25 protein-coding genes and 2 tRNA genes are annotated in these 25091 nt (G+C 64.6%); 7 read left to right on the top strand and 20 right to left on the bottom strand.

Translation table 11 applies throughout. From position 1 onward, the window contains the following. Positions 1-305: 305 nt before the first annotated feature. Both phaR and phbB read left to right on the top strand, forming a co-directional pair. Positions 306-818 carry a polyhydroxyalkanoate synthesis repressor PhaR gene (phaR, locus tag AC3A4T_RS00750; protein ID WP_036112324.1) on the top strand — a complete coding sequence of 171 codons (513 nt, stop codon included), beginning with the start codon at positions 306-308 and terminating at the stop codon, positions 816-818. Positions 819-994: 176 nt separating this feature from the next. Further along, positions 995-1735 carry an acetoacetyl-CoA reductase gene (gene phbB / locus AC3A4T_RS00755; protein ID WP_096414957.1) on the top strand — a complete coding sequence of 247 codons (741 nt, stop codon included), beginning with the start codon at positions 995-997 and terminating at the stop codon, positions 1733-1735. Between the two features lie 254 nt (positions 1736-1989). Here phbB and AC3A4T_RS00760 read toward each other — a convergent pair whose 3' ends face one another. After that, entirely contained in the window at positions 1990-2919 is a 930-nt protein-coding gene (locus AC3A4T_RS00760; protein ID WP_487673646.1) for a M48 family metallopeptidase, read from the bottom strand. Positions 2920-3075: 156 nt separating this feature from the next. After that, positions 3076-4917 (bottom strand): formylglycine-generating enzyme family protein, encoded by a 1842-nt coding sequence (locus AC3A4T_RS00765; RefSeq protein WP_487673647.1) that lies wholly within the window; start codon positions 4915-4917, stop codon positions 3076-3078. A 218-nt stretch (positions 4918-5135) separates the two neighbouring features. On the opposite strand from AC3A4T_RS00765, the gene rnd reads away from it, so the two are divergent. The 3 genes from rnd (at position 5136) to AC3A4T_RS00780 (ending at position 6828) form a co-directional block, all read left to right on the top strand. Further along, positions 5136-6260 carry a ribonuclease D gene (gene rnd / locus AC3A4T_RS00770; RefSeq protein ID WP_487673648.1) on the top strand — a complete coding sequence of 375 codons (1125 nt, stop codon included), beginning with the start codon at positions 5136-5138 and terminating at the stop codon, positions 6258-6260. Positions 6261-6305: 45 nt separating this feature from the next. Next, a tRNA-Ala gene (locus AC3A4T_RS00775) sits at positions 6306-6381 on the top strand. A gap of 225 nt (positions 6382-6606) precedes the next feature. Beyond that, positions 6607-6828, top strand: coding sequence for a hypothetical protein (locus AC3A4T_RS00780; protein ID WP_487673649.1), 222 nt, complete (start codon positions 6607-6609; stop codon positions 6826-6828). An 88-nt stretch (positions 6829-6916) separates the two neighbouring features. On the opposite strand, the gene AC3A4T_RS00785 is transcribed toward AC3A4T_RS00780, so the two are convergent. The 15 genes from AC3A4T_RS00785 to AC3A4T_RS00855 form a co-directional block, all read right to left on the bottom strand. Then, a complete protein-coding gene (locus tag AC3A4T_RS00785) occupies positions 6917-7375 on the bottom strand; it encodes a hypothetical protein (RefSeq protein WP_487673650.1) in 459 nt (152 codons plus the stop codon). A gap of 74 nt (positions 7376-7449) precedes the next feature. Continuing rightward, positions 7450-7776, bottom strand: a complete 327-nt coding sequence (locus AC3A4T_RS00790) for a hypothetical protein (RefSeq protein WP_487673651.1) — start codon at positions 7774-7776, stop codon at positions 7450-7452. Between the two features lie 276 nt (positions 7777-8052). Further along, on the bottom strand, positions 8053-8544 hold the full coding sequence (locus tag AC3A4T_RS00795) for a DUF4189 domain-containing protein (RefSeq protein WP_487673652.1): 492 nt from the start codon (positions 8542-8544) through the stop codon (positions 8053-8055). A 5-nt stretch (positions 8545-8549) separates the two neighbouring features. After that, the gene (locus tag AC3A4T_RS00800; protein WP_487673653.1) at positions 8550-9050 is read right to left on the bottom strand and encodes a DUF4189 domain-containing protein; all 501 of its coding nucleotides are present in this window, start codon (positions 9048-9050) and stop codon (positions 8550-8552) included. A 70-nt stretch (positions 9051-9120) separates the two neighbouring features. Next, on the bottom strand, positions 9121-9612 hold the full coding sequence (locus tag AC3A4T_RS00805) for a DUF4189 domain-containing protein (protein WP_487673654.1): 492 nt from the start codon (positions 9610-9612) through the stop codon (positions 9121-9123). Between the two features lie 14 nt (positions 9613-9626). Further along, positions 9627-10130, bottom strand: coding sequence for a DUF4189 domain-containing protein (locus tag AC3A4T_RS00810; RefSeq protein WP_487673655.1), 504 nt, complete (start codon positions 10128-10130; stop codon positions 9627-9629). Between the two features lie 46 nt (positions 10131-10176). Continuing rightward, the gene (locus tag AC3A4T_RS00815) at positions 10177-10596 is read right to left on the bottom strand and encodes a DUF4189 domain-containing protein (RefSeq protein ID WP_487673656.1); all 420 of its coding nucleotides are present in this window, start codon (positions 10594-10596) and stop codon (positions 10177-10179) included. Positions 10597-10727: 131 nt separating this feature from the next. After that, a complete protein-coding gene (locus tag AC3A4T_RS00820; RefSeq protein WP_487673657.1) occupies positions 10728-11222 on the bottom strand; it encodes a DUF4189 domain-containing protein in 495 nt (164 codons plus the stop codon). Positions 11223-11318: 96 nt separating this feature from the next. Next, positions 11319-12536 carry a TrbL/VirB6 family protein gene (locus AC3A4T_RS00825; RefSeq protein WP_487673658.1) on the bottom strand — a complete coding sequence of 406 codons (1218 nt, stop codon included), beginning with the start codon at positions 12534-12536 and terminating at the stop codon, positions 11319-11321. Positions 12537-12538: 2 nt separating this feature from the next. Next, positions 12539-13330, bottom strand: a complete 792-nt coding sequence (locus AC3A4T_RS00830; RefSeq protein ID WP_487673659.1) for a hypothetical protein — start codon at positions 13328-13330, stop codon at positions 12539-12541. Positions 13331-14335: 1005 nt separating this feature from the next. After that, positions 14336-15775: an ATP-binding protein gene (locus tag AC3A4T_RS00835; RefSeq protein WP_487673660.1), complete on the bottom strand. Its 1440-nt coding sequence runs from the start codon at positions 15773-15775 to the stop codon at positions 14336-14338. Then, positions 15772-16461 carry a winged helix-turn-helix domain-containing protein gene (locus AC3A4T_RS00840; protein ID WP_487673661.1) on the bottom strand — a complete coding sequence of 230 codons (690 nt, stop codon included), beginning with the start codon at positions 16459-16461 and terminating at the stop codon, positions 15772-15774. Before AC3A4T_RS00840 ends, AC3A4T_RS00835 begins: the two co-directional genes overlap by 4 nt. 303 nt (positions 16462-16764) lie before the next feature. After that, a tRNA-Leu gene (locus AC3A4T_RS00845) sits at positions 16765-16849 on the bottom strand. Positions 16850-17043: 194 nt separating this feature from the next. Further along, positions 17044-17805, bottom strand: a complete 762-nt coding sequence (locus AC3A4T_RS00850) for an anti-sigma factor (protein ID WP_487673662.1) — start codon at positions 17803-17805, stop codon at positions 17044-17046. A 9-nt stretch (positions 17806-17814) separates the two neighbouring features. Continuing rightward, positions 17815-18399, bottom strand: a complete 585-nt coding sequence (locus AC3A4T_RS00855) for a sigma-70 family RNA polymerase sigma factor (protein WP_487673663.1) — start codon at positions 18397-18399, stop codon at positions 17815-17817. A gap of 467 nt (positions 18400-18866) precedes the next feature. Between AC3A4T_RS00855 and rnk the strand changes: the two genes are divergently transcribed. Continuing rightward, positions 18867-19304 carry a nucleoside diphosphate kinase regulator gene (gene rnk / locus AC3A4T_RS00860; protein ID WP_487673664.1) on the top strand — a complete coding sequence of 146 codons (438 nt, stop codon included), beginning with the start codon at positions 18867-18869 and terminating at the stop codon, positions 19302-19304. A 114-nt stretch (positions 19305-19418) separates the two neighbouring features. On the opposite strand, the gene AC3A4T_RS00865 is transcribed toward rnk, so the two are convergent. The 3 genes from AC3A4T_RS00865 to AC3A4T_RS00875 form a co-directional block, all read right to left on the bottom strand. Then, positions 19419-20840: a heavy metal sensor histidine kinase gene (locus AC3A4T_RS00865; protein ID WP_487673665.1), complete on the bottom strand. Its 1422-nt coding sequence runs from the start codon at positions 20838-20840 to the stop codon at positions 19419-19421. 7 nt (positions 20841-20847) lie between these two features. After that, positions 20848-21564, bottom strand: a complete 717-nt coding sequence (locus tag AC3A4T_RS00870) for a heavy metal response regulator transcription factor (protein WP_487673666.1) — start codon at positions 21562-21564, stop codon at positions 20848-20850. Positions 21565-21821: 257 nt separating this feature from the next. After that, complete coding sequence (locus tag AC3A4T_RS00875) at positions 21822-22643, bottom strand: glutaminyl-peptide cyclotransferase (RefSeq protein WP_487673667.1); 822 nt, start codon at positions 22641-22643, stop codon at positions 21822-21824. 152 nt (positions 22644-22795) lie between these two features. Here AC3A4T_RS00875 and parC point away from each other — a divergent pair, with 152 nt between their 5' ends. Beyond that, positions 22796-25039 (top strand): DNA topoisomerase IV subunit A, encoded by a 2244-nt coding sequence (gene parC / locus AC3A4T_RS00880; RefSeq protein WP_487673668.1) that lies wholly within the window; start codon positions 22796-22798, stop codon positions 25037-25039. Positions 25040-25091 lie beyond the last annotated feature (52 nt).

A 25091-nucleotide genomic window follows, 5' to 3' on the forward strand; every position in this document is an offset into this window, starting at 1 on the left:
GTTCGCGCATCGGCGGCCGCGACCGTCCCGCGCGGCCCGATCCGACACTGACCGGTTCACGCTTCGACCGCGCCCTCGCCGCCGCTTCCACGCCGCGCATCGATCGTGCCGCGCGCTTCGATTACCCGCGCTTTTGCGCCGATTTTTCGCGATATCGCGCGATCGCCGGCGCTCGCGCCGGATCGCTTCGTCCGCTACCTGCGGACGCGCGCGGCACGACGCTCACGTCCCGCGACACGCCCCAGTTGCAAGCCCTCACGGCCTGCGCCATGCTGCAAGGCACCACGTTTTAGAGCCAAAGCTCCATGGCCTCGACCCGCATCATCAAGAAGTACCCGAACCGTCGTCTCTACGACACCGAGATCTCCAGCTACATCACCATCGAGGACGTACGTCAGCTCATCGTCGACGGCGAGGAGTTCGAAGTCCGCGATGCGCGCTCCGGCGACGACCTCACCCGTCAGGTGCTTCTGCAGATCATCGCCGAGCACGAACAAGACGGCGAACCGGTGCTCTCGACCCAGTTGCTCAGCCAGATCATCCGTTTCTACGGCGATTCGCTGCAGGGCTTCATGGGCAACTACCTGGAACGCTCGATGCAGGTCTTTCTCGACCAGCAACAGCAGTTCCGCAACCAGATGGGCGGCATGCTCGGGCAGACGCCGTGGGCGATGATGAATCAGCTCACCGAGCGCAACATGACCCTGTGGAAGGAATTCCAGCAGAACCTGTCCGGCAGCGTGGGTCAGCCGACCACGCCCAAGCCCAAGAGCGACAAGCGCGAACCGGACAAGCGCGAGCCCGACAAGCGCGGTTGAACCGCGCTTTTTTCTTGCGTGCCCGAAACGGCGCGCGACGGGCGAAATCTGGTCGACGAACCGTGGGGACGGTTCGCGGCGCGTGCATCGACCGCGCCGCTTCGCAGGCCACGAACCAATATTTCGATCCAATCGACACGATCGCATCAGCGCGATCCAGGCAGGGGCACGATTCCATGAGCAAACGCATCGCCGTGGTCAGCGGCGGCATCGGCGGTCTCGGCACCGAGATCTGCAAGTCCCTGGCCCGCGCCGGCCGCCGCGTGATCGCGCTGGACCTGGGCACGCGCGCCGAACGCATCGCCGAATTCGCGCAACTCACGGGCGATTTCGACATCCGCTTCGAAGCGGCCAATGTCGCCGACTTCGACGATTGCGGCGCGGCGATCGAGCGCATCGTCGGCGCCGACGGCGCGATCGACATCCTGGTCAACGCCGCCGGCATCACCCGCGACGGCAGTCTGCGCAAGATGGAAAAGCGCGCCTGGGACGAGGTACTCAGCGTCAACCTCGACGGCGTGTTCAACCTGTGCCGGCACGCGGTCGACGGCATGGCCGAACGCGGCTTCGGCCGCATCGTCAACATCAGCTCGGTCAACGGCCAGACCGGCCAGTTCGGCCAGACCAATTACTCGGCGGCCAAGGCCGGCATGCACGGCTTCACCATGGCGCTGGCGCGCGAAGTCGCGCGCAAGGGCGTCACCGTCAACTCGGTGTCGCCGGGTTACTGCGAGACCGCGCTGGTGATGGCGGTGCCCGAGGAGATCCGCAGCAAGATCATCGACTCGGTGCCGGTCGGCCGGCTCGGCCAGCCCAGCGAGATCGCGCGCACGGTGGAGTTCCTGACCGCCGACGATGCGGGGTTCATCACCGGGGCGAATATTCCGGTGAATGGTGGGTTGTTCATGAGTTTTTGAGGCGGGAATCGGGAATCGGGAATCGGGAATCGGGAATCGGGATTCGGGATTCGGGATTCGGGATTCGGTGCGAGGCTAAGGCAACAACAGCAAGAAACCCGCCTTTCGGCGGGTTTTTCGTATTCGCCTCGCAGGTCGCGCTTGCAACTGTAGGAGCGGCGCAAGCCGCGACCGCGAATCCTCAATTGCGTCGTCAGCGTGGGGTCGCGGTCGCGGCTTGCGCCGCTCCTACAGTCGGAAACGTGGCTATGCGCTTATCGCGTCGCCAGCGGCTTGTTCGCACAATTGGCCTGGTAGAACTGCATCGCCGCCGGCATCAACGCCTGAAGGGTCTGGATGCGGTTGGCCGGATCGGGATGGGTCGAGGCGAACTCGGGCGGACGCTGGCCGCCGCCGAGCTGCGACATGCGCTCCCACAACGGAATCGCCTGACGCGGGTCGTAGCAGGCCGCCGCCGCCAGCATCAGACCGACCTTGTCGGCCTGGGTCTCGTGGTTGCGGCCGTACGGCAGCACCAACCCGTACTGCGCGCCGGCACCGAGCGCGCCCATGATCATCTGCTGTTGTTGCGGGTCCATCCCGCCCATCGCCACGCCCGCGGCCATCTGGCCCATCTGCACCAGCTTCTGCTGGGCCATGCGCTGCGAACCATGACGCAACAGCGCGTGGGCGATTTCGTGGCCCATCACCACCGCCAGCGCATCGTCGTTCTGGGTCACCGGCAGCAGGCCGGTGTACACCGCCATCTTGCCGCCGGGCAGGCAGAAGGCATTGGCCTCCTGCGAATTGATCACCGCCACGCTCCACTGGAAGCTCTTGTAGTCCTCCGGCGCGGCCTGCTGGTTCTGCTGCGCCAGAGTCTGGGTGACCTGCGGCACCTTGTCGATCAGGCGCTGGGCGATCTCGCTGACGTCCTGGCTCTGCGGCGAATTCGACGGCAGCAACGCGCGCTGCGCCCTGGCGTCGCCGAGCACCTGCTCGAACGCCTGCGCGCCGAGCTGCACCTCTTCGTCGGCGCTGGCGCCGTAGTGCGCCTTCTCGCCGGTGTAGGGATCGGTCTTGGCGCCGCCGAACCAGGACACCAGCGCGTAGATGCCGAACGCCAGCAGGATCAGCCAGCGGAATCCGCCGCCGATGCCGAAACCGCGCCGCCCGCCCTGCACCTGGTTGCCGTAGACACTCATCTGCACACTCCCGAATCCTGCTCGCGGACGTCAATCGCCCTGCCATCGGGCGCCGCGTTCGCCTGCGCGAACCACACCGCCCTCGCTTCGCCCACCTGCCCCGCCTTGCCGCCGACCCGCCGCGGGCGGTCCATCATGGACCGCTGGCCGCCGATCTCAAATATCCCGCACCACGCGAAAACCCAGGCGCCCGTTGGTGGTGTCGGCACTGGTGCCCTGACGCCACGCCGCGCGTGACTGCGCGGGCGAGCTCGACCACGAACCGCCGCGAAACACCCGCGTGCGGCAGCCCGGATTGAACCAGGCCGCGCCATCGCGCGGCGCGCGACGGTAATTGTCGTGCCAGCAATCGGCTACCCATTCGCTGACATTGCCGCCCATGTCGTGAAGACCGAATGCATTGGGCCGATAACTGCCGACCGGCATCGGTCCCCAGGCGCCGTCGCCGTAGCCCTGGAACGCGTTGCGCCAATGCCGGCCGCTGGGCGAAACGTCGAGGCTGCCGGTCAGATTGCCGATCTTGTTGCTCGGCGCGCCGTCGCCCCACGGATAGCGACCCTGCTTGCCCGCGCGCAACGCGTATTCGTACTCGGCCTCGCTCGGCAGGCGGTAGCGCTGGCCGGTGATCGCCGACAGCCACTCCACGTACGCCGCCGCGTCCTTGGCGCTGACGTGGACCACCGGCAGATTGTCGGCCGCCGGCTGGCCGGCGTAGTCGGACTGCCAGTCGACCCCGCCGCGCCGGACCAGATTGCCGCTGCGTTCGTCGTAAGCGGTCGAATAGCCGCGGCGGGTGGCGCGCGCGCGGTGCTTGCTGGAATTCATGAAGCGGCGGAACTCGCCGACGGTGATTTCGTAACGCGATACCGCCAGGCCGCGCTCGAAACGGATCGTGCGCAGCGGCCGCTCGGCGTCGCTGGAGTCGGCCTCGCCGACCGGCGCGCCCATCGCGAACGCGCCGTGCGGAATCACCACCATCGCCGGGCCGCGGCCGCCGAGGTTCATCGCGTCGGTGAATACCTGGCCGGGGCGGAACAGGCCGTAATGGGTCGCCAGTTCGATCCGTTCGCGCAGTTCGGCCGCGGCCGGGTCGCCGGCCGGCGCGATCCGCAGCAGGGTCGCCAGCAGGCCGCGAGCCTCGTCGATGCCGCGCAGCTTGGGCAGCGCGGCGATGCCCTGATCGCGCAGGCTGCCGATCCGCGCACGTCGCTGCTCGGCGATCCGGCCCTGCGCATCCGACGCGGTCGACAGCTTGGGCCGCACCAGCGCGGCCTTGGCCAGCCAGCGCTCGGCGCCGGCGTAATCGTCGCGGTCGGCGGCGATCTCGGCGCGGCGGATCAGCGCACTCTCGGCCGCGGCGATGCCCTGCAGCGCGCGCACGTCGCCCGGCCGCAGTTCCAGCGCCTCGCGGAATCGCGCCAGCGCGCCGTTCTGGCCGGCCTGGGCGCCCTCGCCGATCCGTCCGGCGTTGAGATCCTCCTCGCCCAGGCGATCGGCCTCCTGCGCCTGATCGGCGCGATCCACGCGTTCCAGATAGGCCTCGACCTTGCGATGCTCCGGCGCGACCGCGCGCGCCACCGCCGCCACCTGATGCGCATCGCGCAGCGACAGCGGCTCGTCGTCGATCTTTTTCAGCGCGGCGTCGCCCTCGATCAGCAGCAGCGCGATCGCCCGATCCAGGCCGGCGGCGATGCGGCGGTCGTTGGGCGCGAAACCGCGCAAGGCCACGAACAGCGGGATCGCCGAATCGGCATCGGCGTACAGCTTGCCCGCCTTCAACGCGGCCTCGGCGCGCTTGCGCAGGTCCTCGGCGTTGTCCGAAGTCACCGCGATCGCCGGCGCGCGCCACGGCGGCACCGGCGACACCGCCTGATCGGCGCTGACGGTCACGATCGGTTTGCGCGCGGCCACCTCGGTCGAGGCCGCCTTGCCGGCGCGGTCGCCGCAACCGGTCAACAGCCCCAGGGCCACGATGCTGGTCCACATCAGTGCGCGCAAACCGCAACCTCTCCCGGATGAATTGAGCGATTGATGCAGCATATCGCTTAAGGGCCGGGATTCGGGATTGGGGATTCGGGATTGGTAAAGGCCGCGCGGCGCGGGTTTCGAGGCATCGGCGGTTGCCAATCCCTAATCCCGAATCCCCAATCCCGGCCCTTTAAGCTATTGTCGCCCGCCCGGCCCCGCTAACGGCCGCGACCGGAAAGAATCGGAACATGCCCGACTGGATCACCACGCCCGCCGCGCTGCAAGCGCATTTCGAGGTCAAGCCCGCGCGCATCGGGCTGGATACCGAATTCATCCGTGAACGCACTTACTGGCCGCAATTGGCGCTGGTGCAGATCGCGATCGAACGCGAGGGCGAGGCCGAACCGACGATTCTGCTGGTCGACCCGCTGCGTCCGGGCATCGCCGCCGCGCTGGCGCCGATCCTGGCCGACACCGACATCCTCAAGATCGTGCACAGCCCGAGCGAAGACCTGGTCGCGTTCAAGCACGCCTGCGGCGTGGTGCCCAAGCCCTTGTTCGACACCCAGCAAGCCGCGGCTCTGGCCGGCATCGGCAGCGGGCTGGGTTATCAGAAACTGGTCGAACAGCTGACCGGCGTGGCCCTGGCCAAGGGCGAAACCCGCTCGGACTGGATGCGCCGGCCGCTGTCGCCGTCGCAACTGGAATACGCCGCCGACGACGTGCTGCACCTGTTCGCGATGCACGACGCGCTCGACGGCATGCTCGGCCAGCTCGGCCGCCGCGAATGGCTGGCCGAGGACGCCGCCCGCACCGTGATCAACGCCGAGAACGAAGGCCCCGAGCGCTGGCCGCACCTGTCGATGCGCAGCGCCCAGTTTCTCGATCAGGCGGCGCAGCGGCGGCTGGTGCGGCTGCTGCGCTGGCGCGACGTGTACGCGCGCGACAGCGACAAGCCGCGCAGTTGGATCCTCGACAACGAACTGGCGGTGGCGATCGCGCGGCAGGCGCCGGCCGACCTGGACGCGCTGCAGCGCCAGCTCGACGCCCATCCCAAAGCGCCACGCAAGCTCGGCGAGACGATCTGGGCCGCGCTGACCGCGGTCCAGCCCGACGAAGACCAGACCCCCGACGCCGGCGTCGCCGAAACCCGCGACAAACAGCGCCTGCGCCTGTTGCAAGACGCCGTCGCCAGCCGCAGCGCCGCGCTCGGCCTGCCCGACGGCGTGCTCGCCTCGCGGCGCTGGCTCGAAGCCCTGCTCGATCACGGCGCCTGGCCCGACGCCCTGTCCGGCTGGCGCCGCGCCGCGCTGGAACCCGATCTCGCACCGTTGCTGACCGCGCCCGCGGACGCATCGAGCAGCCGGGGCTAGCGCGAGCGGTTTCATCCCGCTAAACTTCGTCTTCTTGAAGTATGTGGGGCGGTAGCTCAGCTGGGAGAGCGTCGCGTTCGCATCGCGAAGGTCAGGGGTTCGATCCCCCTCCGCTCCACCACTTCATGCGAACAAGCCGACGAGCAATCGTCGGCTTTTTTGTTGCCCGCCTCTGCCCTGTCGGGCGCGAATCGATGCCGCTGTCGCGCGCAATGCGGCGAAACCGCTTCATTCGCGTCGCGTCCAGACCGCGAGCGCCGATGCGCACGCACGCTGCTTGCGCCCGCTTGCGCCGCCCCCGATCGCCATCACACCCTGCGCCGGGACCGCGATGCTCGATCAAGACATGGCTCTGCGCCATGGCAGGCCCATCCGCAAGCAGTTCGACTCCAAGGACGTTCAGCGGCCTACCGATGAAGGCGAATTCATAGAGACATTCGCGTATCAGTTCGTCCAGGGCGATCAACCCGAGGATCGGGACGCCGTGCTCAATGAGCAGCGCGGTATGCAGGACACGCTCTCGCCCCGAATGGCAAAAAGTCGCTCATCGGAACAAGCCGATTCTTGAGGCGCTCCAGCATTTGTAGGAGCGCCATGATGAGGCCGCGGCGCGTATTGGCTACCGAGGCCGGAGGCGACGACCCGGTGTCGTCGCCTCAGACTCTTACAGCGCAGACGTAGCGCGAATCGAGACTATCGACCACCGCACCCGCCAGACGCCGATAGCTCACTTCGGCCGCGGCGAAATGCATCACGAACAGCAAGGTGGCCATCGCGAACACTTCTTCACCGCCGGGGACCACGACCGGCAGGTGCATCAGAAACGGCAGGCAGGCCATGCCGGCCACGACCGGCCAGGCGCCGAGCGCCGGCACGATCGACCTGAGCACATAGCTGCGCAGCTGACGGATGTCCTCGCGCCGCACACCGCCCCAGGAGTCTTTGACGTAACGCCACGCCTTGAACACCAGCCCCGCTTCAAGCACCGCCTCGCGCAGCCTAAGCAGCGCGGCCAATGCGGCCGCGGCCTGAGCCAGCATCAGCAAGCTGCCGATGCCGGTCTTCATCCAGTACACCGCCAGCACGAACGCCGACATCATCGCGCAGAAGGCCATTGCGGCCGTCCAGCGAATCCGTCGTACGGTTCCGGACCAATCGACGCGCTCCCATCCGTGGAATCGCGCGGCCATCAGAAGGTGGCTGCCGGGTCCGACGATCCGCCGCCCTTCTTGCCCGCGCCATGGCTGGGCACCATCGGCCGGCCGCCGGCCATGCAGACGTACATGAAGGTGTTGATGTACTGATAATTCACGGCGTAATACGGGTTGATGACGGTCCACAGCCCCATCTTGCCGTTGATGGCCATCCAGTTATGCGCCGGGTACCCGATCTTGCAGAACTTGTCCGGGTTGTTGTTGTACGGCACTTCCTCGTACACACCGCGCTTGCCCTGCGCCATCGCCGGCGCGACCGCGAACAACGCCACCAGACCGAACGCCACGATTGAACGTTTCATGTAACTCTCCTTGTGAATACCACGCCTGATCTTGAACACGAACACCGAATAGCACGTTCTTTGAAGCTACTCTTCGACTTAAATGATTCGCTGCAAATCGGGAATCAAGCCCGACGCGGGATGCTCACTTCAGTCATTGCACAAAATCTGCACTTGATGAAAGGTTGAGAGCAAATTCGTCCATCTCTTCATTGGACGACAAGCCCACATCGCGCGCGCCTTGCTGAAGCATCGCCTCATTTGCCAAGCTCCGCTCGCACCCTCAATGTTGCAGCGTTACCTCACTAGCTCAGCCGGACTGCATTCGGAAAAGTAGACCGTGCAATTGCGATCCCCAGCTGCGCCACAACCCTTCATTCCAATTTCAGTTGCTCGTTCGAGTGTTTCAGCGGATGCAACGTTGAATCCAGCTTCGCCTTGAACGATCACGCCACATTGGTTGAAGTACGCAAGTTGGATCTTGCAGCTCTGTCCACCTTTATTCCTACAGGCGGAGATGGCTGCGTTCTGCGCCGCCCTTTTACTACGCATTCCTTTTGACGTACCGAGCCCGGTCTTCATGTCGATCGCGAAGGCACCCCAACGGGTCTCCCACTTCACGGCTGTTGTCGAAACGCTTGCACCGCCAGATTGGTAGTAAGGAGAGTTGGACTGGCCGGGCGGAATGCATCCGGGGTTTCCCGCGGAAGGAATCCCAGATGGGCAACTCTGCGCCACCGCTATTCCACTCAAGCTGAGCGCCCATACCAGAGCCAACGATCGATACATCTATTTCACCGAACTCTTTCGGGAAAGCTGCATGCCGAGTAATAAACCCTGCAATTGCTTAGCCCGGTCTTAGTACATTGCTCCATTCCGAGCTTTGCGGCTGCCTCAGCGGTACTGGAGCCCATCGAGGTATATCCCGCATCGCCGGCAACCAACACACCACATTGGTTGTAGTAAGCCAAGACGACTTTGCACTGTGTTCCACCCTTAGCCCGACAGTCACCTATAGCACCCGCCTTAGCCTTGCGTTCGCTGACCATCATTTCAGCGACACCAATACCAACGCTCTGCTTACTTTTGTCTACAGCAATTGCGCCCCATCGATCGGCCCATACAGCCCGAGACTGAGTCGTTGCAGCTCCGTCTTGTTGGTAGTAAGGCGAGTTCGACTGGTCGGGAGGAATGCATCCAGGATTACCAGCTGAGGGAATTCCGTTAGGGCATGCCTGCGCCGATGCGGCTACGCTCACAAACAAGCATCCCGACAGAAGCAACATCCTGTACATCCCCACCCCACAGACAAGTCTAGAAATCAAGCAAGGCTCTTCTTCTAACAACAGCGCAGCAAAAAACCGATCACCTAACTCGCTCAGCGAGACTGCAATTTGAGTAGTACACCTTGCAGTTCTTTAAGCCGCTTTTTTCACACTTCTCAAAACTTCGCTTCGTAGCCTCATCGACAGACCCCGCGCTGGTCGAGTTCCACCCAGCATCACCAGCAACCACAACACCGCACTGGTTGTAATAAGCCAGGATCACGCGGCAACTAGTTCCGCCTTTTGCTCTGCACTCGCCCAACGCGGTCTTTTTTGCCTTCCGTTCGGTGGCCATCATTTGAGCGGTCCCAAGACCAACGCCACCATCTCGATCATCAATGGCGATCGCGCCCCAGCGATCTTCCCAACGAGCTGCTGGGGCACTCTGACCAGAAGAGCCGGATTGATAGTAGGGCGAGTTGGATTGATCCGACGGAATGCATCCCGGATTGCCAGCTGATGGAACTCCTGCCGGACAACCTTGCGCAGCCGCCAACCCACTCAAGCTCAACATCCCTGCGGCAACCAACATCCAATACACCTATCTCACCTGACTCGCACGGGGTAGCTACAGCTTGAGTAATACACTTTGCAATCTTTCAGTCCATCGCTACTGCATTTTTCCATACCCATTTTGGTTGCCTGCTCGACAGTGCCGGCACGCATCGTGTTGTAACCAGACTCCGCCCACACCAGCACACCGCACTGATTGTAGAAAGACAATGCGACCTTGCATTGCTTACCACCTTTCTTTTGACAGTTCTGCATGGCCGTATTTTTGGCCTTACGCTCGCTAGCCATCATTTCCGCGACACCAATACCCACACTGTCTCGCGCAGTATCCATTGCGATGGCACCCCAACGATCAGCCCATTTTTGAGCTGGAACACCGGGTGTGCTGGGAGCATCAGAATCAGGCTGATAGTAGGGAGAGTTGGGATTGTCCGGCGGAATGCACGACGGGTTGTTTCCCGCGGGAATTCCTGCCGGACACTGCGCAAATACCGGCGCCACAACCATCATCAACCCAGCTAAAAACAAGACTCTCATTGCGAACCTTCCATCGCTTACTCAAGTGCCAGACAAGTACAGCCTCTCACCTAACAAGCGCTGGATAACTGCAATCGGAAAAATACACCTGGCAATTCTTATCCGATCGCCTACAAACATCCAAACCAATTTCTTTGGCTTTCTCAACCGTAGGCGCCCGCGCAGCATTGTAAGTTTTGTCACCCTCAATGATCACACCACACTGATTGGAATACACCAACTGGATCTTGCACTGCGTCCCTCCTTTTTGGACGCAATCATCCATCGCCGCAGTCTGAGCCATCTGCTTGTTAGGCATGTTTTTGGACACACCCAACCCAACTTTATCGTCAATGACAAATGCTCCCCAGCGTTTTTCCCATCGACCAGCGGGTGCGGCCCCAGAAGACCCGCCGGCTTGATGGTAGGGGGAGTTCGACTGATCTGGCGGTATACAGCCCGGATTGCCCGCGGAAGAAATACCCACGGGACAACCCTGAGCAAGAACATTGCCACAAAACCCAGACGCTACTACCAAGAGCCACTTACCCGCCCTAGCGGAAAGATCAACGCAAAACAAATCGGCCAGTCTGAGACAAGGACCTAGCATAGGCCGAGTCACCTAACTCGTTCGTTGAAGCTGCAATTGGAGTAGTAAACCTTGCAGCCCTTAAAGCCATCTCGCTCACACTTTTCAAAACCACGCTTTGCCGCCTCATCAACCGATGCCGCACTCGTCGAGTTCAGTCCACTGTCACCAGCAACCACCACGCCGCATTGGTTGTAATAGGCAAGGATAACTTTGCAGCTCAGCCCGCCTTTCGCTCGGCAATCATCTAAGGCAGTTTTTTTTGCTTTGCGCTCGCTACCAGCCATTTGAGCCACGCCGAGGCCAATTCCATTGTCACGATCGTCGAGTGCTATCGCGCCCCAACGATCAGCCCAGCGCACGGACGATGTAGCCGACGAATTAGAGCCGGGCTGATAGTAAGGTGAATTGGATTGATCAGGAGGAATACATCCGGGATTGCCAGCCGAAGGTATCCCTGCTGGACACTGAGCGAACACAGCCCCGTTAAAACACATAAGAGCAAGAAAAATAGAAAACTTCATTAGCCACCTCCCCGCGAGCGATCGCTCAATTGATCTGGAATTTACCATTCGTCATCAATGAGCAGACCAAACAGACCCTACCCGTTCATTGATCTATCAGGGTGGCGGCACTTTTTTCCCCGTGTTGACTGCAACCTCCGAGTTAGAGGACTCCAATAGCGCGTCCGACTTTTGTTGGTTCACTGTCTTTTTAACTGTGTCTGAGTGATTTGCAGCCTGAGAATTCAAACCCATATTGGGCAGGGTACGTTGCTCCACAGTGCCGTCCTTAACACTTCCATTCGATCCAGGAGCGCCGTTATTTCCATTTCCCGGCCGCGCCCCAGGCTGCTGCGCCGACCCATCCTGCCCACGCCCAACCGCACCAAACGCCGAGTAAGCACCAAACTGACCCAATGCACCCTGGAAGAACGAAGCCGCCATCGGCGGAATCGTGATCAGAAGCACGGTGAGCACCAAACCCAGGCCGCCCTGCTGCATGGCCAGGCTGCTCACGCTGGGCATGTCCACGGACACGCCGAAATTGTTCAAGGCCAATGCGGCCGCGTACTTCGCCGCGGTCTGCGCCGCGACCGCGCCGACGATCTTCATCGCGATCGACACCATGAAGCTGAGCACGGCCATCGAGAACATGGTGCCTATGCCGTAGAACAGCCATCGGCTGAACATGCTCTTGGTCTGCTCGAACAGAAGGCTGAGGATGAATAGCGGCCCAAGACCGACGAACAAGGCCAGCGCGACCTTGTACATCAACAGCAAGGCGCCGCCGACGACCGCCGGACCGGCCACGCCGATGCCGGTCATCAGCACGGCCTTGTCGACGTCCTGCTTGATGCTCTGGTTTTCCAACGTCGGCAAAGTCTCGATCGCCGCCATCGTCAACTGCATCTTGGTGAGGTTGCTGTCGATCCGCTCCGCCGGCGAATCGCGATTGCCGGTCACCATGTAGGACACTTCTTCCTGGAGCCCGGTGGTCAGCAGGCCATAGATGTTGGCGTTGCCGAACGACAGCGTCGATGCGGCGACCAGGATCAGGGTCGCACGCAACGAGTTGACGACCAGCGCCATCATCGAGTCGCGCGACTGGCCGGTCAGGATGCGGAAGCCGTTGAAGATGATCCACAACGTCATCAGCATCACGCCGATCGAACCGATCCAGAACGCCAACCGGGTCAGCATGTTGTCCTGCAGAACGGCGATTTCAGAGTCGATGAATTCGAAGATGAGCTTGAAGAACGCCCACTCGCCTACTTGTTCGAAACCGGTGGCCGCCAGCGCACCTGGGATCCCTCCCGCGACATGCAAGATATCCATATTCAGTCTCGAGATTTCCAGGGGGATTCGATTCGGTTGGTCTTCATCGCATCCATCGCGCCCTTCAGCACACCCGCGCCGAAGACTTCACGACCGATAGAACCGAGCGAGCTCTTGTCCTTGCTCTGGCCGTTGACCACCTGGTTGCTCACGTTGTCGCGCACGGTCTTCAGGTACGTCGTGCGCGCGGCGTAGGCTTCCATGTAGAAGCGGTACTGGTTCATGTCCAATTCCATTCGCGCCATCAGCGCGAGCAAGGCATTGGTGTTGTCCTGCAGCTTGCCCTGGTCGGTGCTGCTGAGGTTGCTGCGATTGCTTTCGATCTCGTCCAGGCGCTCCTTGCGCTTCTTGAAGATCTCGTACATCGCCAACGAATAGTTGTATTGCGCGGTTTCGGTCTTGACCAGCTCCTCGCAGATCGTGTGCAAGTCCTTCATCGACTGATCGGAGCTGCCCTGGTTCGAGGGGCAGCGCTCCTGGATCGTCTTGGCGACCTGGCTGGGCTTGTCCTTCTCCATCTTCTCGGTCGGCTCGGGCGCGGCTTCGCCGCTCTTCTTGGCGCTGCCGATCTTCATGATGTTGTTCAACTTGCCGTTGACGTTGTCCTTGTCGGTCGCTCCTTCCTTGCCGAGGCCGTTGCGGATTTCCTCCAGGTACTTGCCGGCCTGGCTGTCGTTGACTTCCCAACTGTTCTGCGCGAATGCCTGGCCTGCGCTAAGGCCGCAGACGAGCACTGCGGCGTTGCCAAGCGCGAGCATGGCCGCGCGTGCGCCATTGATGTTGATCCCGCTCATTCCATCTCCTTATTGAATGTAGCGCTTGTCTGAGCGGCCGTGATGCGTGGCAAGGTTCGAAATCATCGAAACTGCTTTCATGCGCATTCGAACTGCCCGGACGGGCGACGGGGCCATTCGTCCGAGCGCGATACGGATCGCCCGTCAAATCCCCCAATGAAAATCAGGCTAGCACCGGGCTAACCGAGTCCACAATCCTTGTTCGCGCCTCTGACAAGCTCCCTGCATTAAACATCCTGAAATTCTGTGCAACATTTACTGATACAGCACATAGCCAATACGTACTAACCCGAATAAGCACGTCAAAAATACGCATCCGATTCGAGCAAACAAGCAAATTTCCGCACAGATTAGGTGCTACTCCCACTCCATTACGATGTGATCAAGCACACAAAAGACGGAAGCCCACCCGGGACACGTTTACGGCACAATGCCACCAGATTAAAGGGTGCGCGGCTCACAGAGCGCGACTTCAAGTTGCTCCGCATCCATATTTTCATGCCCGCGAACACGTCTTGGCGGCATTCCTGCCATTCATAACCGAATAACTGCCACGTTCATAAAGCCAGCCTTGGCGCAAAGCGAATGTGACACTAATCGCAGCCTCCCGGCCTAGGCATAATTCCTGCCACATAAAGCCAGATTCCCGCCAGGGACGGAGGCGAAACATCAATTGTGGGGCTGAGTACTGACGCCGGCTGATGCATCCGCCCAGGCGGCGTCGACTCGGGCAAATCGATCCGAGCCGCGTTGGTGCGACCTCAATACGTGACCCGATCGGCAACGGCACTACGATCAGCGCGGACTGGCAACGCTGCAACCAGTCCTGGACCATCAGCACGACCCACAAGGTGTATGTCATGCGCTGGTAGCCGAGAAATTGGCCGCACAGCGTGCGGAACGCCACAGCTATAGAACAGGCCCTCGCAGCGCAGTCGTAATTCCTCGAGCAAGGCCTCGGCCACTCGCGCAACGGCCCGCGCAGTCAACCGGTGATCGGACGACTCAGCAGGACGTAGCGGGATGCGAGGGATGAGTCGGAAGTTCGATCCGGAAACTCGCGCCGCCCAGCGACGATGGCACCACCGCGGCGCGGCCGCCGTGTTTCTCCGCGACCACCCGCACCAGCGCCAGGCCCAGGCCGAAGCCGTCGGGGTTCTTGCGCAGTTGGGTGAACGGCAGGAAGACCTGCTGGCTCAGCTCCTCGTGCACGCCCTCGCCGTCGTCGTCGACGCGGAACACGGTGCTGTCGCCCTCCTGCACGACGCTGATCTCGATCGCCGAGCGCGCGTGCCGCAGCGCATTGGCAATGAGATTGCGCAAGGCCAGCTCCAGCGCTTCGCGATTGGCCTGGACGCTGTCGACGCCGCCGCGGTCGAAACGCAGGTGCTGCGACGCCGACGGCGCGAAGATATCGGCCAGGTCGGCGAACAGCGCGCGCAGGTCGATCTCGACGCGCTCGATTCCGACCATGCGGCCGATCCGCGCGTAAGTGACGCTGTTCGCGGCCAGATGCTCCAGGCGCCGGATGTCGGTTTCCAGTCCGTGCTGCAGATTCGCGCGCTCGCGCTCGTCGTCGGCCGACTCCAGCATTTCCAGGGCGAAGCGCATGCGCGTGAGCGGGGTGCGGATCTCGTGCGCGACCGCCTGGGCGAGGATGCGCTGGCTTTCCAGCACCTGCTGCACCTGCACGGCCATCCGGTTGAGCGCGTGACCGAGCGGATTGACCAAGCGCGTGACCACCTCGGGCGCGCGCGCCTCCAGGTCGCCGGCGCTCAGCGCTTCGGCGGTCGCGCGCAGCTTGCGCAGGTCGCGCCAGAATCGGTAGACCAGGAAGTACAAGGGCAAGGCGATCGCGAGGAAGTACATCGCCAGCATCACCAGCGAATCGACGAAATCGAGATCGCGCCAGGGCACGCCCTGCACGATTACCTCGTCGAAATCGCCCAACGCCACCACTCGGTCGGTGCCCGGCAGGCGCTGATAGGTGTAGGCCTCGTTCTCGCTGTCCATCACCAACGCGCCGCGTCGCAGGCGCTGCCATTCGGCCGCGGTCAGGACGCCTTGCAGCGAGTCGAGCGCGACCAGATTCAGCGGATAGGCGAAGTGCGCGCGCAGTTCGTCGGTCAACGCCGGCCACTGCGCCGGGTCGGTGTGCAGATAACGTTGTTCGATCAGATAATGGGTGCCGCGCATCTGCGCTTGCGAGTAGTCGCGGCTGTTTTCGTCGGTGATGTAGATCCAGGCCGACACGCCGCCGATGATGACCGCGGCGTAGATCAACAACACGGTCAGGTAATAGCGCACGAACAGGCTGAAATGGCCGTGCCGGGACTTGCCGCCCGCGCCCGCGCCGTCGGCGGTGAACGCGCGGCGCAGCGGCGACGCGGGGCCGAACCAGCGTCGGGCGCGATCGCTCCAGGCGAAGCCGCGCTCCGCGCTCACTCCCACGCGGCCCGGTTGAACAGATAGCCCTTGCCGCGCACGGTCTTGATGCGTTCGGGCTCTTCGGCCAGATCGCCGAGCTTGCGCCGCAGCCGCGAGATGCGCGCGTCGATCGAACGGTCCAGGCCGTCGAAATTGATGCCGCGCAGCGACTGCAGCAGATCGTCGCGGCTGAGGATGTGGCCGGCGCGATCGGCCAGCAGCACCAGCAGGTCGAATTCGGCGGTGGTCAACTCGATGCGCCGCGCATGCAACGTCGCTTCGCGGGTGCCGCGATCGATGCGCAGTTGGCCGAAGCACAGCAGGTTGCCGCCCTGGCGCGTGGCGTTGTCGCGGCGCAGATGCGCGCGCAGGCGCGCCAGCAGCACGCGCGGCTCGATCGGCTTGCCGATGTAATCGTCGGCGCCCAGTTCCAGACCCAGCACCTGATCGATGTCGTCGGTGCGCGCGGTCAGCATGCAGATGATCCCGGCGTAGCGCGCGCGCACCGCGCGGCAGATCTCGAAGCCGTCCTGCCCGGGCAGGGAAATATCCAGCAGCACCAGCGCCGGCGCGCGTTCGAGGATCGCCTGCACCGCGCGCGCGCCGTCGGCCTCGACCGCGACGCGATAGCCGTGCTTGCCCAGGTAATGCGCGACCAGCGCGCCGAGGCGTTCGTCGTCTTCGATCAGCAGGATGTCGGTCATGGGCGGAGCGCGCTCGCGGTACGCCGCCGACCCGTCGGCACGATCGTCGGTGATCGCCGGGGCCGTTGTCGAGGCGTGGTTCGCCCGATTATTGTCCGCGGCGACGCGGCCCGCGCCGCCCGCGCATCGCGGTCTTCAGCTGAAAGTCGGGCAAGCCACGACCCTGGATGGCGCGCTGCTTGTTCGGAAAACATCCGTGGGCGACTCGCGGATCCGATGCGAACGGGTCGATCGCGGGCAACAAAAAACCCCGCGTGAGCGGGGTTTCTCGTTGGATCATCGCCGTGGCGATGACCGATGTAGTGGTGCCCAGGAGAGGACTCGAACCTCCACGGTTTTACCCGCTAGTACCTGAAACTAGTGCGTCTACCAATTCCGCCACCTGGGCCAATCGCTGCGGTTTCGATGAACCGTCGCCGCTGCGAGGGGCGTATGTTGCGTTGCGGCGGCGCGGCTGTCAACGGTTGTGTCACAACTTTTTCACTCGATCGCCAGAACCCGCAACGACCGCCCCGCCTCGCTGCGCCGTCCGTGGCGCCGGCCCAAGGCCCGGCGCCGCGGATTGACGCCTCTTACGACGAATTACAACGAGATTCCGCCCTTGGCGACGATCGGACCGGTCGGCGCGGCGTGCGGCACGCCGGCCGACGGTTCCAGGGTGATGGCCAGGGTCGCGCCGGCCACCAGCTTGGCGATCAGTTCGGACGGAACCGCGACCGAATGGGCGACCTCGGTCGAGACCACGCCCAGCGAACGCGGCGCTTCGCCGCTCGGGATGATCCACAGTTCGGCGATCCGGCCCTGCGCATCGGCCGGACCCGGCACCGGCACCATCAGGACCTTGCCGTGACCGCGGTCGACCGTGGCGAGCCAGCCGGTGCTGCCGTCGTCGCGCGCCAGCCGGGTGACCGGGCGGGTCAGCCCAGCTTCGTCGGGCTGCGTCGGCGGCTGCTGCACCAGCGGCGGCGGCGCGACCGGCGCCGGTCCGCGACCGACGAACAGCGCGACCACGGCCAATGCGGCGGCGAGCGCGGCGGTGGCGCGCCAGAAGCCGACGCTGTTGAACAACCCGCGCGGCGCGGCGCCGTCGACCGGCGACCAGCCCAGGCGCGTGCGCAAGCGCGGCCACAGGTGCGCGGGCACGGCGACGGGATCGATCTCGGCGAGCAGCGCGGCGAGGCGACGCTCCCAGTCGGCCACCAACCGCGCGAACGCCGGCTCGGTTTCGATCCGCACTTCCGCCAATCGGCGTTCGCGCAAATTCAATACGCCCAGCACGTACTCACCGGCGTGCACGTCCGCGCTCGGCGGCTCGCCCTCGATATCGTGTTCACGAATGGTCATGGCTGCGCCTCACCGTTCCAGACAAGCGCGAAGCTGGATCAGGCCGCGCCGGATCCAACTCTTGATGCTGCCCAACGGCGAACCGCTGCGCTGCGCCAGTTCTTCGTAGGTGGCGCCGTCGAAGAACGCGGTGCGGATCAGCTGGCGCCGGCGCGCATCGAGTTCCTCCATGCACAGCCGCAGGCGTTCATTTTCGTCGGCGCTCTCAACCTGCGCCGACGGACTCGGCGCGGAATCGGCGATTTCTTCGATCAGTTCGATCGGCGCGCGCTTGAGCGATGACGGCGCGGCGCGCAGGCGATCGATCGCCTTGTTGCGCGCGATCATCGCAAGCCAAGTGATCGCGCTGGCGCGGCTGGCGTCGAACTGCCCGGCCTTGCGCCACACGGTGGCGTAGACCTCCTGCAGCACGTCCTCGGCCTCGCTGCGCTCGGGCAGCAGGCGCAGGCACACGCCGAACAAGCGCGAGGAGGTTTCGCGATACAAGCGCTCGAACGCGCTCGCATCGCCGCGCCCCACCGCGGTCAGCAACTCGCTGGTCGGATCGGAGCCACCGGGGAAGTCGGCGGGATGCGCGGCCGTGTAGTCGGTCATCTGAGTCTCGGTCATGCGTGCCGAAACAGCACGCTCAGGCTGGGATACTAGCCGTGCTGGGGACAGATTCGGCAAACGTCCGACGCCGGCGTGAGCGAAGCGTGCGCCAGGGCGCGGTTGCTGGCAGCCCGGGCGCGGTCGCGCGGCCGGGCCGGTCCGGCCCGGTGGCGGCCGGGCCGCCCGCCACGCACGCATCGGCGAATCCCGCGCGTCGTCGTTCGGACTCGCGGCGCGGAACGGGTTGGCGTTGTAGACGACGGCATCCATCGCGATTCACGAAACGGCCGCGGTTCGGCCCACGCGGATTGATACGGTCGGTGCGCGGCGATGGATGCGCGCTGCAAACGCGCGGCGGCGCGGCGCGGCCGGCTTGATGAAGCCGGGCGTGCGGGCTATGGTCCGCAGCTACTCTCAGTCCACGGGTGGCGTACACGGTGCGTCGCCCGTTCTTGCTTTGGAGATCCACCATGAACGACCGTCACCTGCCCCACCCGTCCGGCTTGCCGCCTCCGCTGGTGATTTCGCGCCTGGATTGCGAGCGGCTCGAAGCCTTGCTCGAACAGGCCTTGCCGGCGGGCGTCGATGTCTCCGGCCTGCGCCGCGAACTCGACCGCGCCGACGTAGTGGAACCCGCGCAGGTCCCCGCCGATGCGATCACGATGAATTCGGTGATCCGTTTCGTCGACGAGGCCAGCGGCGAAGAGCGCGAAGCCGCGCTGGTGTATCCGCGCGATGCCGACGGCAGCGCCGAACGTATTTCGATCTTGGCGCCGGTCGGCAGCGCATTGCTCGGCCTGCGGGTCGGCGCGCATATCGCCTGGCCGTTGCCGGGCGGACGCAGCGCGCGCCTGCGCGTGCTGGGATTGCGTTATCAGCCCGAGGCGGCGGGCGATCTGCATCGCTGAGCATGGGGCGCGGTTTTCGGCGCGGCGCGTGCTTACGCTGACGATACTTCGGGAGTCGGAGCTGAAACTCCCTCCCATCGAGACCTCGCCGCGTTCGCGAAATAACGCAGGCGGCTAGGCCGGCGAATGCGGTCGCGGCGTCGCCAGACTGAAACCGACTGTGGTGCGGCCCTCGCGGCTGTCGGCGAACACCGTGCCGCCGTGCAGCGAGGCGATCGCCTTGACGATCGACAGGCCCAGGCCGTGATGCCGCTCGCCGCGATGCTCGCGGGCGGCGTCGACCCGGTAGAAGCGATCGAACATCCGCGCCAGATGCTGCGGCGGCACACCCGCGCCGTGATTGCGCACGGCCACGCGCGCGCCGGTGCCGCAATCGCTGTGCGCCGCGTCGCCGTCGCGCAGTTCGACCACGATTTCCGAACCCGGAGTCGCGTGCTGAACCGCGTTATGCAACAGATTGGTCATCGCACGGCGAAACAACGAGGTGTCGATCCACGCATCGACAGCGCCGTCGATACGCAACTGCATGCCCGCTTCCTCAAGCAAATACTCGAGAAATTCCCCGGTCTTCGCGACCTCCTCGGCCAGCGGCACGCAGACCCGGTCCAGGGCGATATCGCCCTGCCCGGCGCGCGACAGGAACAGCATGTCGTTGATGATGCCGCGCATGCGTTCGAGCTCTTCCAGATTCGATTGCAGCACGTCTTCGAGTTGCGCGACCTCGCGCGGACGCGACAGCGCGACCTGGGTCTGGCCCATCAGATTGGTCAGCGGCGTGCGCAGTTCGTGGGCGACATCGGCATTGAACGCATCCAGCCTTGTGTAGGCCGCTTCCAGCCGATCGAGCGCACCGTTGAACGTCCCGGTCAGGCGCCCGAGTTCGGGCGGCAGTTCGGCCGGCTGCAGGCGTTGCGACAGATTGCTCGGGCTCAAGGTCTGCGCTTCGTTCGACAACCGCTGCAAGGGGCGCAGGCCGACCCGCGCGATCCAGTGCCCGAGCAAGGCGACCAATGCGATGCCGCACACGCCCAGCGCCAGCATGATCAGAGTGAACCAGCGCAGCGCCGACACATAGGGTTTGGAATCGATCGCGACCGACACGTGCACCGCGGGACGATCGCCCAATGCCGGCACCCGTTCCTGCAAGGTGCGATACGGGTATTCGGCGCCGGGCAGCAGCAGCCGGCCCATGCCCAGATCGCGGCGGTTGATCGCGCCGCTGATCTTGGGTTCGCCGTCGCCGATGCGGTAATCCGGATTCGAACTCCAGACCCAGACCTTGGTGCTGCGGTCGCTGGAAATCAGGTTCTGCACCTTGTCCTCGACCTTGAGCCAGCGCTCGCGGGTTTCGCACAAGGCCACGCTGCCGACCACGTAACGCAGCTTGGTCGCCAGTTCGGCGTGCTGGTAGCGCACGATCTGGGTCTGCAGCACGTGATACAGCGCGACCCCGACCAGGGCGAACACCAGCAGCGCGGCGAGCGCGAACATCGCCGCCAGACGCTGGGCGATGGACAGATCGCGCATGCGCTTCATGCCGGCCTCATGCCGAGTTTCGTCCCGCGGCCGGCGCGTCGTCGTCTTCGTCGCCCTCGCGCGCTTCCAGCACGTAGCCCATGCCGCGCACGGTGTGCAGCAGCTTGTTGCGAAACGGGCCGTCGATCTTCGCGCGCAGGCGCTTGATCGCCACTTCGACCACGTTGGTGTGGCTGTCGAAATTGATGTCCCACACCTGCGCGGCAATCACCGTCTTGGACAGGATCTGACCGCGCCGCTGCGCCAGCAGCGCCAGCAACGCGAACTCCTTGCCGGTCAGGTCGAGCCGGGTGGCGTCGCGGAACGCACGGCGCGCGATCAGATTGATCTGCAGGTCGCCGATCTGCAGTTCGGTCGGTTCCTGCTGGCGGCCGCGCCGCACCAGCGCCTGCAAGCGCGCCAGCAGTTCGATGAAGGAAAAGGGTTTCACCAGATAATCGTCGGCGCCCGCGCCCAGGCCGTGGACGCGATCGTCGATGCGATCGCGCGCGGTCAGCATGATCACCGGGGTCTGCTTGCGCAGGCGCAGTTCGCGCAGCACCGCGAAGCCGTCCATGCCGGGCAGCATCACGTCGAGCACGATCACGTCGTAGTCGAGTTCACGCGCCAGGTGCAGGCCGGTGGTGCCGTCGCGCGCGACATCGACCGCCCAGCCCTGCTCGGCCAGACCGTCGCGCAGGTAGTCGGCGGTCTTGGCTTCGTCCTCGACGATCAGCAGTTTCATTGCGGCGACTTCATTGCGGCGTGGGTGTCCTGGCGGCGGCCGGGCTTGAGCCATCGTACAACCGCGCCGGGCGGCGGACCGAAAAGAGGGCGGCGTCCTTGCAGGTGCGCCGCCGATGGCGCCTGTGGGAGGACAGGGCCATCGGGCGACTCTAGACCCGCCCGGCCCACGCCACGCTGTCGCCTGGCTGACAAATTCGTCAGTTGGCGCGGGCTTCAGCGCCAACGACCCGCCGGGTTGCGCGCGAGCCGCCGCGCTCAGCGTCCGGCGGATGGTTTCGCCGCCGGCACCCGCTGGATCTCGAACAAATCCGGCCACAGCTTGCCAGTCACGAACAACCGATCGCGCGCGGCGTCGTAGGCGATGCCGTTGAGCACGTCGACGCCACGATGCGGGCGGCCGTGCTCGCGCAGCAGTCCGCTCAGGTCGATCCAGCCGAGCACGTGGCCGGTCTTGGGATCGATCCGCGCGATCCGGTCGCTCTGCCAGACATTGGCGTACAGCTCGCCCTTGACCCACTCCAGCTCGTTGAGCTGGTCGATCGGGCGGCCCTCGTCGCGGACGTCGATGCGCGCGCGCTCCTTCAGCGTCGTGGGGTCGAGCACGCGGATCTGCGAGCTGCCGTCGCTCATGTACAGCGCGTCGGCCGAACGGGTCAGGCCCCAGCCCTCGCCCGGGTAGGCGAAGGTGCCGGCCTGATCGAAACCGGGCAGGTTCAGCACATAGCCGACCCCGGAGGTCCAGGTCAGCACCAGCAATTGCTGGCCGCGGTCGGTCATGCCTTCGCCGAACACCGCCGCCGGCAGGTCGGTCTTGTGCACGACCCGGCCGGTGTCCAGCTCGACCTTGCGCACCGACGACTGCCCGTACAGGCCGGTGCTCTCGTACAGAAAGCCGTCCTTGAAGATCAGCCCCTGGGTGAAGGCGCCCGGGTCGTGCGGATAGCTCGCCACCACCCGGTAGGAATCGACCGGGACATGGCTGCGCGCCTGCGCCGGGCCCTGCGAACAGGCGCTGGCGAGGGCCAGGATCGCCGCGGCGACGGCCGGCGAACGCATCCACAACAGGCTCACGGGCATGGGCAACTCCCTTTGGCGGCCGTCAACGGCCATCGACAGGCCGCCGAGGATACCGCCAAAGCCTTGCCCTGCCTGCGTCGCCGTCCAGTCGCACCCGGTGAAACGCGTCCGCGGGTAGAATCCCCGGTCTGCCCTACCCGCCTCAAGGTTCCATGACTGATCCCGTACGTCCGGTGTTCCACGGCTTCGAACAGATTCCCTTGCGCGAGTACGCCGAGCGCGCCTACCTCGACTACTCGATGTACGTGGTCCTGGACCGCGCCCTGCCCTTCATCGGCGACGGCCTCAAGCCGGTGCAGCGCCGCATCATCTATGCGATGAGCGAGCTCGGCCTCAACGCCGCGGCCAAGCCGAAGAAATCCGCGCGCACCGTCGGCGACGTGATCGGCAAGTTCCATCCGCACGGCGACAGCGCCTGCTACGAGGCGATGGTGCTGATGGCGCAGCCGTTCTCGTACCGCTATCCGCTGGTCGAGGGCCAGGGCAACTTCGGTTCCAGCGACGATCCCAAATCGTTCGCGGCGATGCGCTACACCGAATCCAAGCTGACCCCGATCGCCGAAGTGCTGCTGGGCGAACTCGGCCACGGCACGGTCGACTGGACGCCGAACTTCGACGGCACCCTGGAAGAGCCGACCTGGATGCCGGCGCGCCTGCCGCACCTGCTGCTCAACGGCACCACCGGCATCGCGGTCGGCATGGCCACCGACGTGCCGCCGCACAACCTCAACGAAATCGTCAGCGCCTGCGTGCGCCTGCTCGACGATCCGGACGCGACCACCCGCGACCTGTGCGAGCACGTGCTCGGCCCGGACTATCCGACCCCGGCCGAGATCATCACCTCGCGCAGCGACCTGCTGCAGATGTACGAGACCGGCCTGGGCAGCGTGCGCGCCCGCGCCATCTACGAGAAAGACGGCGCCAACATCGTCATCACCGCGCTGCCCTACCAGGCTTCGCCGGGCAAGGTGATCGAACAGATCGCCACCCAGATGCGGGCCAAGAAGCTGCCGTGGCTGGAAGACATCCGCGACGAATCCGACCACGCCAATCCGACCCGGATCGTGCTGGTGCCGCGCTCCAACCGGGTCGACGTCGAACAGCTCATGGGCCATCTGTTCGCGACCACGGACATGGAGAAGAGCTTCCGGGTCAACATCAACATCATCGGCCTGGACGGCCGCCCGCAGGTCAAGGGCCTCAAGGCGCTGCTGAGCGAGTGGCTGACCTTCCGCACCGACACCGTGACCCGCCGCCTGACCCACCGTCTGGACAAGGTCGAGCGCCGCCTGCACCTGTTGGAAGGCTTGCTGGTCGCGTTCCTCAACCTGGATGAAGTGATCCGCATCATCCGCACCGAGGACGAACCGCGCGCGGTGCTGATGGCGCGCTTCGGCCTGAGCGAGGAGCAGACCGACTACATCATGGAAACCCGGCTGCGCCAGCTCGCGCGCCTGGAGGAAATGAAGATCCGCGGCGAGCAGGACGAATTGCAGAAAGAACGCGAACACCTGATCGCCCTGCTCGGCAGCAAGGCCAAGCTCAAGAAGCTGATCAAGGACGAACTGATCGCCGACGCCAAGAAGTTCGGCGACGCGCGCCGTTCGCCGCTGGTCGCGCGCAGCGCCGCGCAGGCGCTGTCGGAAACCGAACTGGTCGCCAGCGAACCGATGACCGTGGTCATCAGCGAAAAGGGCTGGGTGCGCGCGGCCAAGGGCCACGAGATCGACGCGGCGACCCTGAGCTATCGCGATGGCGACAGCCTGCTCGGCGCCGCGCGCGGTCGCAGCACGCAACAGGTCGCGTTCCTGGATTCGACCGGGCGTTCGTATTCGACGCTGATCCACAGCCTGCCTTCGGCGCGCGGTAACGGCGAGCCGTTGACGGGGCGGTTTTCGCCTGCCGCGGGGGCTTCATTCCAGACGCTGGCGGCTGGCGACAACGACATGCGCTTCGTTCTGGCCAGTTCTCATGGCTACGGCTTCGTCACCCGCTTCGAAAACCTCACCGGCCGCAACAAGGCCGGCAAGGCGATGCTGTCGCTCACGCCGAACGCCAAGGTGCTGCAACCGGCGCAGGTCGGTGATGTCGAACAAGACCGTGTGGTCGCGGTGACCAACGTCGGCCACCTGCTCGCGTTCCCGGTCAACGAACTGCCGGAACTCGACAAGGGCAAGGGCAACAAGATCATCGACATCCCCAAGGCCAAGCTCGGCACCGAGCGCGTGGTCGCGGTGGCGGTGGTCGCGCCCGGCACGACGTTGAGCATCAAGTCGGGCGCGCGCACGATGAGCCTGTCGTTCAAGGAACTCGAGCCCTACCTGGGCGCGCGCGCGACCCGCGGCGGCTTGTTGCCGCGCGGCTGGCAGAAGGTCGAAGGCCTGGCGGTGGAGTGATCACGGCTGCGCGCGCAGGCGCGAGGCCTCGCGGCATACATCGCCATCGCAA

The organism is Lysobacter sp. Soil_N_51 (assembly GCF_057655755.1).